Here is a 12,440-nt window from a genome sequence, read left to right as displayed (position 1 = left end):
GCGATGCAGAACATCCATCCCACCGCGCCGCTGGAGGTGCTCTTCAGTCGGCGGGCTGTGGCGGCGATCTGCGCCGAAACCCTGGAGCACCATCCCCTGGAAACAGGCGGCATTCTGCTTGGCCACTTCCACCAGCGGCGTTGGCAGGTGCTTGAGGCGATCGATCCCGGACCTTGTGCCCGCTGCACCGCCACCACCTTCGAGTACGACAGCAGCTATGTGAACCACCTGGCGAGGAAGCTGGCGTGCCAATACAGGCAGCCCCTTCAACTGATTGGTCTGTGGCATCGCCACCCCGGCAGCTTTGATCGTTTCTCCGCCGAGGACGACATCACCAACCAGCGTTTCGCGGAGCGCACGCCCCATGGGGCGCTGTCGTGCTTGGTGAATCTCGATCCTGGCTTCCGTCTCACGGCATTCCACGTTCCGCCCGACCTGAGCTACGTGCGCTTGCCGTGGCTGGTGGGCGATGCGCTGATCGACAGCACCTTGCGTGAACCTCTTCACCCCTTTGACCTCGATCCAGAACGGCTGGCGGACCAAGCGCTGGCGACAGAACTGCGGCAGGTCCTGGCCCGGGTTCCCCGCGCGCGTTGCAGCTTGGCTTCTGGGTTGGCCGCTTGCCTTGATCCGATGATCACTGCGTTGGAGTCGCAAGCGGTTTGGCGTTTTGGTCTGCGCGCCTGCGGGCCCGTGCTCCAGGTGGCACTCGTCGAGACGCTGGGCCGACGCCGTCAGCTCTGGGAGCTGAGCCTCAGCCGTTCCGGTCAGCTTCAGGCCGTCCGCGAAGACGGTTGGTTGCTGAGCGCTGGCCAGTTCGTTGAACAGCTACAGGAGTTGAGCCATGTCTCGTGACAGCATGCAATCACGCTTGATGATCTGGTTTCCGGCTGATCTTGATCCGGGCTGTGCGGAGGTGGATCTGCACGGTTTCTTCCATGCCGAGACCGCTCAAGTGGTCGTGATTCAGCCCGATGCTGCTATTGCCGGTCGCCGCAACCTCAGCCGGGGCATGCCAAGGCTTGAGGCCCGCTTCGATGAGCAGGGATGGACCTTCCATGCCGATGGCTGGCGTTGTGGTGCCCGCCCCTACGACCTCGATGCCGATCTCTTCTCCCGCCATCGCGGCCTGCTCGAGCTCGCATCGATGCAGTCGAGCGGCGTGATCGTTTGCGGCTGTGGTTCGGTGGGCAGCCTGGCCGCGTTGGATCTGGCCCGCAGTGGTGTGGGTCGTTTCCTGTTGGTTGATGAGGACCTGCTGTCGATCGAAAACCTGTGCCGCCATCAATGTGGCCTGGCGGATGTGGGCCGCCGCAAGGTGGAGGCGGTAGCGGACCGGATCCGTCAGATCAATCCCAAGGCCCTGGTGGAGGTTGCCGCGATGCCGCTCGAGCAGCTGGATCCAGCTGTGGTGGCTGCATTCAGCGATGCAAACACCTTGATGCTTGCCTGCGCCGATAGTCGGCGCGCCGATCGCTACGCCGCGCGCCTTGCTGCCAGTCTGCGGCTTTCCTTCCTTTCGATCGGACTCTGGGAACGCGCTTTCGCCGGGGAGCTGTTCTACTGGCATCCCGACCAGCCGATGCCCTGCTACAGCTGCGCTCTCGAAGGCCTTGATGAAGCGATGCCGGTCCGCCCGCAGTCGCAGCGCCGCTTCTACAGCAACGAAACCGATCTTGAAGCTCTGGCTTTTCAACCCGGCCTGGCGATTGAGATCGCCCATGTCACCCAGATCGGCCTGAAGCTGGCGCTGGATTTGCTCAACCGTAACGTACCCAGCTACGCGCCGCGGCTGTTGGGTCACCTCAGCCAGTACACGCTGGTGTGCAACACCAACGATCCCCGCATCGGCGGTGATGCTGCCGAGATCTTTTCCCATCCCTTGCAGGTGACCACTTCGATTCAGGTGGGTTTCGGCTCCAGCAGTCAGTCGTGTTCGTGTCGTGCGCGAGGAGGAATGGACTGATGCCCTTTAACGAAAGGGGAGAGTTCATCCGCGCTCAGAGCCAGGCCACTGCCGCTGCGCCTGCTTCGAGACAGCGTGAACCTCTGTTCAGTCTGGAGAATTTGTTGATGTTCGCAATGCTGATTGGCATCATTGTTCTTTTGTTGGCAGTGGCCTGGTTGGTGTACAGGTACTGGGAATGGGTGTTGTTGGGTGCTATCGGCTCCGTGATCCTTCAGATTCGGCGATGGCTGTCTTGATGAATGCACCGTGTTCTCCCAGCAGGAAGCGCCGCTGTGACTCGTTGACCTGCATCCAGGACTCACAGCTCTTGTTGCCGAAGCTGCTAATTCGGCGGCAAGGATTAAGCCCGTGTGCCTCAAAAGCCGTGCTCTCCCGGCGACTCCAGATCAGGATCCCCTTGCGTGGGCTGCGTCTGAGCTCATCGGCAGCCCAGTTTTCTGCCCGTTGCCTGGCCCAGGCTTTCTCCTCTTCTGTAGCACGCGGGGTGCAGAATGCTTTGGGTACCTTTCGCACACGTCCCGCTCCAGGGGAATATCGGATAGAGAGATAAGGCTCAATCGGTTCATCAGCCCAGCCTCCCAGGCTTGGCGTTCCTGCTCCAGTTGCCGTTGGGCATCTGCCTGATCCAGAGCGAGGCAATGGCATAGATCGTCAGGATCAGGCTGCAATTCAGCGATCAGGGCCTGCAGCCAGTGATCACTGAGCGGCTCACCGAGCTCAAAGCTGCGGATCAGGCTGCCCACCTTGGATGGGTTGGAGGCACCGAGTGCAACGGCGAGCTGCCCGGGGCGCAGGCCGCGCTGCTCGCGCAGGAGCTGGAGATGGCGCGAGAGATGGGTGCTGCGCCGAACTGTGGACGACATGATTGCTCGGGATGGCGTTCCTGCTCATCAACCCCTCGGGGTTCCAGGATTGACCACCTTGCCCAGCAGGAACGGACGGCAGGTTGGTGATCGGCAATCCCCTGGAAGATTGGCGCCGATGCTCGGGATGAACGGAGCAAGCTCCACGACCAGACATTAGGCCTTTCAGCCATAAACACCATTCCTTCGTGCGAATAACGAGGGGGGAATTATTCGTGGAGAGATCGCCAATGCTTTGACCAGTGCCAGTCCTGGCTTGATTGCCACGTATCGGGAAGCGTTGTCTTCACGTCACTACGCCCGACGAACGATCGGAACGTATGAGCGCTGGCTCCGACGCTTCTTGAGGTTCCATCAGCGGCGCCATCCACGTGAGATGGGTGGGCCTGAGATCAATGCTTTCCTGACCCACCTTGCCGTTGAAGAGCATGTGAGCGCATCCACTCAAAATCAGGCCCTGGCCGCGTTGCTGTTTCTTTACAGGCGGGTGCTCAACGTTGATCCTGGCGACCTCGAGGGTGTTGTTCGAGCGCGACGGCCCAAGCGTCTGCCAGTGGTGCTGAGTGTTGTGGAAGTCCGCGCGGTGCTTCAACAATTAGAAGGAGCCTCTGCCTTGGTGAGCGGACTGTTGTATGGAAGTGGGCTCCGGCTGATGGAAGCCCTACGGCTCCATGTTCAAGACATTGATTTTGCGGCTTGTCAGGTGGTGATTCATGGCGGCAAAGGCAACAAGGATCGGGTGACGGTGCTTCCTCAGAACCTGATGGAGCCTCTGCAGATCCATCTGCAGGAGGTCAGGAGGCTCCATCGCAAAGACCTCGCAGCTGGGTGGGGGCAAGTCCCACTCCCGAATGCACTGGCCCGAAAATACTCGTCAGCCTCGCGTGAATGGATGTGGCAATGGGTGTTCCCGCAAGTAACGCGCTGGCGGAATCGGGAGACTGGGGAACAGGGTCGCCATCATCTTGATCCTTCTGTCATCCAGCGAGCCGTTCGCTCTGCAGTCCAAGCTGCCGGGATCAGTAAACATGCCAGCTGCCATACCTTTCGTCATTGCTTTGCTACCCACTTACTTGAACGTGGATCCGACATTCGAACCATTCAGGAGCTTCTGGGACACAGTGATGTGAAGACAACAATGATCTACACGCATGTGCTTAATCGAGGCCCTGCAGGCGTAACGAGCCCGGCAGATTTACTTTGAGACAGGTTCTGCGGGTCCGTAGAACACCGGGGACGCCATCAAAAAGCCTCCCGCCGGTTGAGTAGACGAAAGGCCTATCCGCTGCTATCTGGGCTGATATACGCGATCTAGGTTGCTACGCAGACGTTCTAATTAGCGTTCGATGGATCCAAGATATAGTATCGATCCGAGCGAAGTAACTTGTGTATAGCATGACTCGATCAGCTGATGGCTCCAGTGATTCCATAGAATTTGAGGACGAACGATCGAGGAGAATTCACTCGGAACTGCAGTCCAATGATAAAGACGGAAACTACGCGTCTTTTTTTCAACACAGAACTCATCAAATTCTAGAGAACGATGTAAATATCGTTCCACCTGGCTATCGCTTCTCTCTGGATCGTGTAGTCGCAGTGGAGGTGTATAGCCCTTCAGACAAGGAGCGACTTCGACTACTCCTGCTCAACATGGCACGCAGGATTCAGAGAAAAGATAGCCGCGCATACGAGAGGGCCATAGAAAGTATTGAACGAGCAGTTGACAGGATTGCAAGTGAAAAGAAGTCGCGGTCCTATCACTTTATAGATGGCCTCGTTGTGCCTGCCAGGTCAAAGTTGTTTAAGTCATACAGGGTTAAAATTGAATCAATTGGATCTTCACTGCTAAAGGTCAGCATTTCGTTTACTCCTTCTGCCAACTTGCAAGAGCAGATCATATTTGTTGCGCAAACGCAGACTAATACTAGGGTAAGAATATTTGTGGATTGGCTCACTAGTATCAGAAGAATCCAAAACCCATCATTCAAGATTAAGAAAGGCAATAATCGAAAACGTCAACTTATCAAGGATCTTGACGATAGAATCCGAACCGAGGCCTATGCCATCGTGAGACGGGATGCTCCTGGAATTCTGGCAGGCAACTACAGTGGAATTCCGGTTTTGCTGGCGTTTAGATGTCAAGAAGAGACCCAGCCCGATTTGATCAGCAAGTCACAGGATAGTGCTCCTATGAGCGAGTTCTTTAGATTGCTTGCTTCAGCTGGAACAAACGGCTTCAATATCTATGGAAACAAGCAGACTAATGACATATATATTGAGCAAGAACGCAGGTCCGGCAGTGAGCTTAGAGTCCTTGGCAAATACATAGCCTCTTCAGAGAGTTTCTCAGTGTTTCTTAATCAGATTCTATGGATCAATACTCTGAAAGAGATTTTGAGATTACAAAGCAGGCAGCTTGACAACTTACAAAGCAAGATATTAATGCACTCTATCCAGAAAACAAGAAAGAGCTTGGCCTCGCAGCGACTTCAATTATACCAACATACTTCAATCTATGAGACTTTTACATCAGCCCATGACGAGGAGCAAGACCTTGACCAAAGAACTTTTGAGCCCCCGGGCACGGGCCTTATTTGGGAACCACTCCCAGGCAAGGCATTTGAATACTGTCAGCATGGCCTAGAGTCAGTTAAATGGCTGCGGAGTCTCATTGACGTTCAGATACCAAGGCTAAAAGAGTCTTATGCGATTGCGAAAGATGAGTTCAGCGATCGAACGATCCTTCGACTTCAACGATGGGCTATAGGTTTGGCTATTGCAGTGCCAATTTCGCAAATTATTCTACAGAGATTCTTGGATCTCACGTTTCCTATTTCCTCGCCTATGCCCTCGAAGCCCTTGCTCAAACAAAGCGGCGATCAATCCGTTCCCCCTGGCTCCCGCGATCCTTCATTTGGAAGACGGGTCATTAGCGTCCCAGAAGAGAAAAGCAAGATTCAACCACCGAACAACAAGATCCAGCGGCCGGAGCCATAGCAACCTTTTGATGGCAGCTAGATGCCGCCCGCCGCTGATCTTGAGCGTTAGGCAGACGAAGCGACAGGCTGCTTTGCGAAGAAGCCCTTATCCCGCTCAGCTCTGGACTTTCTTGACCTGTGTTGAGAGATCCTTCACCAAGTCAACGAGCTCTCGTCCCTTCTTGGCTGTCTGCCACATCTTCTCGCTGAAGATCTCGGCTGAATTCTCAGCATACGCGTGGTCGTCCAACTTGCAGAACCCTTGGACGCACTCATTGCGAGCATCTCGCCATTGATCAAGTTCATGGAAGGCGTCTCCCTCGATCAATTCACCGCTGCCTGTTATCGCTTTCTTTGCCTGCGCAATGAGATTACCAAGGCTTTGCCTGCTTGAGGCCGCCACTCCTTTGGTCTCAAGTATTGAGAGGAGGCGATCTGTGATGATGCTTTCCTCCAGAGAGATGGCTTCCAAAAGCCAACCTTGCTCTAATGCTTCATCAAGTCGTTCAAAGGCTAGCTTATAGCGCAAGTAACGACCAATCTGCTTCTTCATTGTTAATACCCGAGAGATAATAAGTGCCGCTTAAATGAGTGAACTTGCCTCCAGAAGGTCTTATCATCCGTTACTTCAATCTAAAACTGACATCCATCACTGCGCTGACCTCTTTTTCAATCGTTTCGGTGTCGTAGAGGCCGCCACTGCCAGCTGAGCTAGAGCCAGGTGCAGTGACCTGAAATGTGGCTGTGCCAACGTTAGTCATTCGGCCGAGGGAAAGGCTGCCGGTGGTGGCGATCGCCTTTGCGCGTTGCTTTGCGTTTTCCGTGGCTTCCTTGAGCAGCTCAATCCGTTTGTCTGCAAGCCCTGAGTAGGTGTATTGGGGCATTTGGAATCTTGCGTCGACGCCATTGCTGATCAGTTCGCTTGATCTCCGGCTGACTTCCGCCACATTGTCGACATCAGCACTGATGACGACAATTTCCTGGCTGAATTTCCAGCCAAGCATGGTCTCTCTGCCGGTCTCGCGATTAGTCTCGATGTTCGGGCTCACAGACAGAACCTTGACAAAGATATCGTCGGTGGAAATCTTATTTTTCTGAAGGAAAGCAAGGGCTTGATTAAGTTGCTTCTCTTGAGTTAAAGCCCCTTGTGAGCGATCAACAGACTCGGTCTTAATCGTGAACGACCACTGCACTCGATCACTGCGCACTGTTTCGGTGCTGACACCTGTGACGTCGACCTTGGCACCACCTTTGTCAATCAACGAGACGACAAGAGCGACACCCAACCCTGTGCAGGAAAGAAGGCCGACACAGAAGACTGCGACCGCCACGGCTGGCGAGGCTAAGAGTTTTTCTCGCCAAGGGAAGCCGTCCACCACTAAATCCTGGCCCGAGCCTTATTCAGTTTAGTCCTGGGGTTTCAGTTTCGCAGACGTATTTTATGCGATTTATGAATAGCTTGTCGTGTTTTCATTTTTTCTCTTGTCTTGCGAGGAAGCAGTGCCCATTTGTTGGTAGCCATTGTCAGTTCGAAATTGAACGTCTTTTCTTCGAGCATCCCCTTTGCTGGACTTGGTCTTGCCCTGTCCGTTGTCAGTGCCTCCAACGCCCTGGCCCAGCAACCGGTGCGTCCCCTCCCCAAGGTGGGTGGGTGCCCGGTGGGGTACTACGCCTCAGGCGATTACTGCGTGCCAAGCAAGAGCGGCAACAGTCGCGGTGCGATTGAGAAGGTGGGTAACAGCTGCCCGATCGGCTTCTACGCCTCGGGCAACTACTGCCTGAGCAGCCCGAGCAACCAACGCGAGGCGATGGAGAAGGAGGGCAACGCTTGCCCGATGGGCTGGTTCAGCTCCGGCAGCTATTGCGTGACAAACAACTGATCAGAGGACGACGCCATGGGATTCCGTTTCCGCCGCTCCGCCCGATTGGGCCCCCTGCGGTTTCACTTCTCCAAGAACGGCCTGAGTTCGATCTCTGTGGGTGGTCGGGGCGCATCGTTCAATGTACCGGTGAATCGCCGAGGAGGAGCGCGCAGCACGGTGGGGCTGCCGGGCACGGGCCTGAGCTGGAGCGTGGAGCATGAGGCTGATGCTGCTCGGGGCCTGCCCAACAGCCGCCGGCTCAAGCCAGGCCAGTTGCAGCTGCTCAAACAGGAGTGCCTGCAGATCCTGCACCAGGAGTTGTTTGCGCCAGACAACGACGCCCACCGACTCTGGAGCGAGGGCCTGGTGAGCCAGTTGCTGTTGGATCCACGCGTCAAGGGCCGCACTGCAGGCTTGCTGGCGCTGATCGAAACCCCAGAAGCGATGCAGGCCTACATCGAGCGGGGCCGGAGCCAGGACGACGTCAAACGGCGGGCGCAGCGCTGCCTCCAGGCAGCGGAGCTGGCCGGGCGGTTGCTGAATCCCGGTGGCGAGAGACACCTGAATGAGACAGCTGAGAAATGAGTGTTGTACTGATCGCGGCACCCCGTCAGCTGCGGGACGCTCGGGACAGCGGGCTGGGAAGCCTGCTTCGGCCGTTGTCATGCCAGGCGGGATTGAGACCCCCGCCTTTTTTCTGGCCAAGTGCTGCATCGATCACAACAGCGTCCGCGGATCGGGATTAGACAGTTCTGAGATACCTGAGACGCATGCCTGCTTTTGCTGTTGCCGCCACGCCCCGCGGTTCGTCGATCGAAAGGCTCGACTCCGGTCGCTACCGGGTGTGTGACGTCGATCATCACTGCCGTGAGGTTGAGGACGTCTGGACTGCCTTTGAGCTGGTGCACGGTCAGGAGCTGGAACTCGAGGGTGCACCGCTCTCTGACACCAATCTCGCCCAGTGCAGCTGATCAGCTCTGCCATTCCCTCTGCCAACGCTCATGTCAGCTCAACGCCGCTATCGCCTTACCGATGCTGCGATGCAGCCCCATCCCCATCTCGACGACGAATTCGCCTCCCTGCCGGAGGCGCTGGAGACGGCGATTCATTGGAGTCGATTGCTGGCGTTTGATCCGATCCAGGCGTCCATCGGCGTGGAGGTGAGCACCGCCTGCGGCAGCTGGCGCACGTTGCAGAACCCCACCAGTGCCGCTGCTGTCACCACCGGTCAGGGCGGCCGCAATCTCTGAATCCATCGCAGAGCGAACATCAGGCCTGCGCTGGCTGCGGTTTCCTGCAGCGACCCGCGCTTTCGGCATGGCTTCTGACGCCCTCAAGTCACACGCATCTTTCCGGCAACAGCGTTACAGCTCCACCGCCCATGCGGATCTGGTGGCGGTTCAGTTCTGGATGAATGGTTGCACCCAGGTCGCCCATGTCAGCCCAGCTGGCCTGCGGCGGTATCGCCAGGAGCTGCTGGCCACAGGTGCAGTGTTGCTCACTTGAACAGGCATGATCCCAAGCTCAAGCTGAAACTTTCTGGCCTTCTCCTCTGAGCGCTGCATCGTGTGATCAGCTCAGAGGATGTGTTCGCCATGTACACGATCGAGCGCCTTGCCGATCAGGGATGGACAAAAGAGATCACCTGCAACACCGAATTCAAGGCTTTCATCAATGCCCGCACCAAGTGCATGGCCACGGGCAGGATCTATCGCGTGATCTCCAGCGATCGAACAGTGGTGTGTGTGATCACGTTGGATGATTGCAAGCGTCAGCTCCTGGCGAGATAAGCCCTGGAGCAGATGGACGCATCCAGCGCAGACTCAATGGCTATAGAAGATCCATCTGCTGTTCAGGCCGTTTGAGAATCTCAATGGTTTCCACTTCCACGAGCCTTGGCTGCTCATCAGCAGAGGCTTCGTAGCTGCCACTGACGCGGACATTGCAGTCGAGGATCTCGCGCACCGTTCCCTTGTGCCGATCGTCGTAGATGCAGCGGATACCGCGCTGATACCGGACTCCTCGGATCTCGAGCGCAGGGCATCCAGATCGATTTCCCGAACAACACCTTCAAAGGAATCTGTGCCACTGGAGCGCTTGCTGGATGGTTGCACGAGGGTCTGCCTCAGAATCTCCCGGCTTTTCTTGGTGAGTGGCAACGGAGCAATCTTTTCTTCTCCGGGGCAGCTCAGGAATAGATCGGTGATGCCCTTGCTGCTTTTGGACGGCGCCAGCTTGTGTGCAGCCAGCATCACGGTGTCACGCACCGCTGGGTCCGGGAAGAGCGAATAAACCTCGTCGCTGACACCCTCCTCATGGATCAATCTGGGAATGATCGGCAGGCTGCGTACTGCATCACGCACCGCTGCATAGAGCCCGTCGGTGACGCCTTCAAGAACAAGCTGCCCCTGGGAGTCGACCTCCCCAGGACGCGGCACCCGCATGCCAACAACGAGGCTGCCGTAGGCCAGGCCGGAGAGGTGCGGATCAAGATGCGTAGGCCAGCGCACCGTCCTGTCCTCCAGGCCGGCAATCGACTTGGCAATGTGCTGAATCTGGGTTCGCAACTTGGAGAACGCCCCTGTCACCAGAGACACCGGGGGCTCAGGCCTGGTCACACCAGGCCCTGTGAAACGGGCCACCAGATCAGCCTGATCGGCCAGTGAAGCGTAAGCAAAGTCTTCCCGGTAGAGCTTGGCCAGCATGTCCAGATAGGGGCCGCTGATGGCATCAGGCTCCTGGCCCATGCGCACAGCAAGCGCGCGAGCTGCCTGAAGCTCCTGATGAATGATGAGGGCCCTGGCCTCGATCGCCTTGATCCAACTGCCCATCACATCAACCTCAACACGCCTTTGCGATGACCGTGATAGAGCCCCTTTTCGAGGGCCGTCTGGGGGCGCAGATTCTGCAGCAGGTCAACGAAATCCTTCTTGAGACCGTTTAAGCCCAGATGCAGATCAATCTGGTAGCTGCGAAACAGTTCTGCTTTGCCCTGAAGCAGCATCTGCCCCTCCCACTGGTCGATATCGGGAAGATCGCTGAGTTCAAGAACCAGGTTGATATTGCTCGGGCTGGCCTTCTGACTGACGTAACTGCCATCGAGGACAACAGGTGGGACTACGGCAAACCGCGGCACCAATTCAACGGCGATGAAATCCCTCAGGTGAGCAGTCAGTTGGCGCCGCTCGTTGTTCCAAGCCAGGTTCATCTCGACCTCTTCGATGGTGCACTCATGGATGCCACCGGGCAGCAGGCCAAACCGATCGAAAGCAGGGATGGGCATTCGCTAGCCAGCAATCGTTGCTCGGTGGTTCAGTGACCCTCCTGCTTCATCGACAGAAGAAGCTGCCTCGGTACTTGCGCTGGTGGCATAGCCGGGCATGGGCTGCCGCGATGAACCGGTTTATACCCAGCGATCTGCATCCCGGGTAGCTGTTGAAAGGGTTGATCGGCATCCCGGCCGGCAGTGCCGGCCGGGAGAGGCGCTGGCGCCTCAGAGCACCAGAACCCTGGCCTGATGCCCAAGCACTCGCTGCTGATTGGCAGCCAGGATCAGGGCTTCATCTTGGGGCACGTAGTGAGGCATCGATGAGATGTGCCCCTTGCGATCGAGGAAGAGCACCCTGAGGAGGCGGCCAGCGGCATCAAGCAGATGGACCGAGATGATGCGGATCGGGCAGGTGCGGTTTAGAGAAGTGGCGGCCATGGCTGGACTGGCGAACGACACCGCCGTCAAGCACTGGCGCCGCCTGCGCCGCGCAAGGGGCGCGGAGCGACTCGCGTCAGCCCTTGCGCGGTGCGCAAGCCAGGGCAGGCCGGGTGGCGTGATCGCCAACCCCGTGGCCAACCCCCCATGACCGCCCCTGCCTGAACGCACCTCCTCTGGTGGATCGATGCTGTTCAGCCGGCTTCCCGAGCAAGGCAGGATCCATGCGGAGCGAATCAATCGCTACAGAACCGATTCCTACGTTGGCTGCCGCATTGTTTGGTGCTGCAGAAGAAACGCTTCAATCCAGTCGTGATGCCGCCGCTGGTTGATGCGATCGGCGATCGATGTCGCCTCTGCGGGGACCTGGAACCGCTTGCGGAACGCCTTGGTGAAACCCTCCAGCTCCGGGCGGGTCAACCTGCGGACCGTGGCCAGGATCGTCTGGACCGTGGCGGCATCAAGGGGCTCCAGGCCGCCCTTTTCCTTTGCGTTGCTTGCGGCGCCTGGGCGTTGAGTCGACAACCGATGACGGGTGTTTGGTGGTGTGGATGACGCCGGGCTGGTGACCTGCCGTTGCTGCTTGTCGTAGAGGGCCAAGCCAAAGGGATTGCCAAAGGTCATCAATGCCCGCTTCATCGCATCGGTTTCGGCTTCCTTGAGCGCGGATTCATGGGCCTGGCCCAGGTCGGCGTCGATGCCATGGCCGGCGCCGCTGCCTTCCCGGATCACTGCACCGACGCGGATACGGACGCGGGCGGTGTAAGTGACACCCCAGCCAGAGCGACCATCGCGGCCAATCGAGCGCTCGCTCTGGTTGACGCACGTCAGGGCGATGGTTTCACGCTGCCAGCCGTCAAAGCCAAAGATGCGGTTGGCTTCAGCAATCGCTTGCCAACCCTCCAAGTAGGCGAGGGATCGACCGGCCTGCTGGCGGGTCTGGACCTTGGCGCGATCGAGGGGAGCGGAGAGGGCTGCGAGCTGCTCAGGGGAGAACCCAGCGGTGGTGGTGTGCATGTCGTTGGAAGGAGAGAGAAGGACGGTCAACAGGGGATGGGCCGG

Annotated in this window: 19 protein-coding genes; 12 read left to right on the top strand and 7 right to left on the bottom strand. The window is 57.6% G+C overall.

Annotated elements, in window-relative coordinates; translation table 11 throughout:
• The first annotated feature begins 3 nt into the window (after positions 1-3).
• The 3 genes from SynBMKMC1_RS10920 to SynBMKMC1_RS10910 are packed head-to-tail and all read left to right on the top strand — an operon-like array spanning position 4 to position 2,205.
• Entirely contained in the window at positions 4-855 is an 852-nt protein-coding gene (locus SynBMKMC1_RS10920) for a Mov34/MPN/PAD-1 family protein (RefSeq protein WP_186471747.1), read from the top strand.
• On the top strand, positions 845-1,966 hold the full coding sequence (locus SynBMKMC1_RS10915) for a ThiF family adenylyltransferase (RefSeq protein ID WP_186471746.1): 1,122 nt from the start codon (positions 845-847) through the stop codon (positions 1,964-1,966). The genes SynBMKMC1_RS10920 and SynBMKMC1_RS10915 overlap by 11 nt, the downstream gene beginning before the upstream one ends.
• Positions 1,966-2,205: a hypothetical protein gene (locus SynBMKMC1_RS10910; RefSeq protein WP_186471745.1), complete on the top strand. Its 240-nt coding sequence runs from the start codon at positions 1,966-1,968 to the stop codon at positions 2,203-2,205. The genes SynBMKMC1_RS10915 and SynBMKMC1_RS10910 overlap by 1 nt, the downstream gene beginning before the upstream one ends.
• A gap of 150 nt (positions 2,206-2,355) precedes the next feature.
• On the opposite strand, the gene SynBMKMC1_RS10905 is transcribed toward SynBMKMC1_RS10910, so the two are convergent.
• On the bottom strand, positions 2,356-2,832 hold the full coding sequence (locus tag SynBMKMC1_RS10905) for a hypothetical protein (protein ID WP_186471744.1): 477 nt from the start codon (positions 2,830-2,832) through the stop codon (positions 2,356-2,358).
• A 211-nt stretch (positions 2,833-3,043) separates the two neighbouring features.
• Between SynBMKMC1_RS10905 and SynBMKMC1_RS10900 the strand changes: the two genes are divergently transcribed.
• Positions 3,044-4,036, top strand: coding sequence for an integron integrase (locus SynBMKMC1_RS10900; protein ID WP_370593957.1), 993 nt, complete (start codon positions 3,044-3,046; stop codon positions 4,034-4,036).
• A 191-nt stretch (positions 4,037-4,227) separates the two neighbouring features.
• Entirely contained in the window at positions 4,228-5,829 is a 1,602-nt protein-coding gene (locus SynBMKMC1_RS10895) for a hypothetical protein (RefSeq protein WP_186471742.1), read from the top strand.
• Between the two features lie 96 nt (positions 5,830-5,925).
• On the opposite strand, the gene SynBMKMC1_RS10890 is transcribed toward SynBMKMC1_RS10895, so the two are convergent.
• Complete coding sequence (locus SynBMKMC1_RS10890) at positions 5,926-6,363, bottom strand: hypothetical protein (RefSeq protein WP_186471741.1); 438 nt, start codon at positions 6,361-6,363, stop codon at positions 5,926-5,928.
• Between the two features lie 70 nt (positions 6,364-6,433).
• Entirely contained in the window at positions 6,434-7,186 is a 753-nt protein-coding gene (locus SynBMKMC1_RS10885) for an SIMPL domain-containing protein (protein ID WP_222930362.1), read from the bottom strand.
• 159 nt (positions 7,187-7,345) lie between these two features.
• Between SynBMKMC1_RS10885 and SynBMKMC1_RS10880 the strand changes: the two genes are divergently transcribed.
• The 6 genes from SynBMKMC1_RS10880 (at position 7,346) to SynBMKMC1_RS10855 (ending at position 9,462) form a co-directional block, all read left to right on the top strand.
• The gene (locus SynBMKMC1_RS10880; protein ID WP_255486183.1) at positions 7,346-7,690 is read left to right on the top strand and encodes a hypothetical protein; all 345 of its coding nucleotides are present in this window, start codon (positions 7,346-7,348) and stop codon (positions 7,688-7,690) included.
• Positions 7,691-7,705: 15 nt separating this feature from the next.
• Complete coding sequence (locus SynBMKMC1_RS10875) at positions 7,706-8,257, top strand: DUF4236 domain-containing protein (protein ID WP_186471739.1); 552 nt, start codon at positions 7,706-7,708, stop codon at positions 8,255-8,257.
• Positions 8,258-8,442: 185 nt separating this feature from the next.
• Positions 8,443-8,643 carry a hypothetical protein gene (locus SynBMKMC1_RS10870; RefSeq protein ID WP_186471738.1) on the top strand — a complete coding sequence of 67 codons (201 nt, stop codon included), beginning with the start codon at positions 8,443-8,445 and terminating at the stop codon, positions 8,641-8,643.
• 30 nt (positions 8,644-8,673) lie between these two features.
• Entirely contained in the window at positions 8,674-8,922 is a 249-nt protein-coding gene (locus SynBMKMC1_RS10865; RefSeq protein WP_186471737.1) for a hypothetical protein, read from the top strand.
• A 67-nt stretch (positions 8,923-8,989) separates the two neighbouring features.
• Entirely contained in the window at positions 8,990-9,178 is a 189-nt protein-coding gene (locus tag SynBMKMC1_RS10860) for a hypothetical protein (RefSeq protein ID WP_186471736.1), read from the top strand.
• Between the two features lie 62 nt (positions 9,179-9,240).
• Complete coding sequence (locus SynBMKMC1_RS10855; RefSeq protein WP_255486182.1) at positions 9,241-9,462, top strand: hypothetical protein; 222 nt, start codon at positions 9,241-9,243, stop codon at positions 9,460-9,462.
• A 33-nt stretch (positions 9,463-9,495) separates the two neighbouring features.
• Here SynBMKMC1_RS10855 and SynBMKMC1_RS10850 read toward each other — a convergent pair whose 3' ends face one another.
• The 3 genes from SynBMKMC1_RS10850 to SynBMKMC1_RS10840 all read right to left on the bottom strand — a co-directional run bounded on the left by SynBMKMC1_RS10850 (position 9,496) and on the right by SynBMKMC1_RS10840 (position 11,378).
• Entirely contained in the window at positions 9,496-10,503 is a 1,008-nt protein-coding gene (locus SynBMKMC1_RS10850; RefSeq protein WP_186471735.1) for a hypothetical protein, read from the bottom strand.
• Positions 10,503-10,955 carry a hypothetical protein gene (locus SynBMKMC1_RS10845; RefSeq protein WP_186471734.1) on the bottom strand — a complete coding sequence of 151 codons (453 nt, stop codon included), beginning with the start codon at positions 10,953-10,955 and terminating at the stop codon, positions 10,503-10,505. Before SynBMKMC1_RS10845 ends, SynBMKMC1_RS10850 begins: the two co-directional genes overlap by 1 nt.
• Before the next feature lie 210 nt (positions 10,956-11,165).
• A complete protein-coding gene (locus SynBMKMC1_RS10840; RefSeq protein ID WP_186471733.1) occupies positions 11,166-11,378 on the bottom strand; it encodes a hypothetical protein in 213 nt (70 codons plus the stop codon).
• Between SynBMKMC1_RS10840 and SynBMKMC1_RS10835 the strand changes: the two genes are divergently transcribed.
• Positions 11,377-11,529, top strand: coding sequence for a hypothetical protein (locus tag SynBMKMC1_RS10835; RefSeq protein ID WP_186471732.1), 153 nt, complete (start codon positions 11,377-11,379; stop codon positions 11,527-11,529). The genes SynBMKMC1_RS10840 and SynBMKMC1_RS10835 overlap by 2 nt on opposite strands.
• A 107-nt stretch (positions 11,530-11,636) precedes the next feature.
• Here the strand turns inward: SynBMKMC1_RS10835 and SynBMKMC1_RS10830 are convergent, their stop codons facing one another.
• Positions 11,637-12,425 carry an RAD52 family DNA repair protein gene (locus tag SynBMKMC1_RS10830; RefSeq protein WP_255486181.1) on the bottom strand — a complete coding sequence of 263 codons (789 nt, stop codon included), beginning with the start codon at positions 12,423-12,425 and terminating at the stop codon, positions 11,637-11,639.
• Positions 12,426-12,440 lie beyond the last annotated feature (15 nt).

Source organism: Synechococcus sp. BMK-MC-1, from assembly GCF_014279955.1.
In the GTDB taxonomy this organism is placed as follows: domain Bacteria; phylum Cyanobacteriota; class Cyanobacteriia; order PCC-6307; family Cyanobiaceae; genus Synechococcus_C.
The sequence above is the reverse complement of the archived record's forward strand: the minus strand, read 5'-3'. Positions and strand labels throughout refer to the sequence as shown.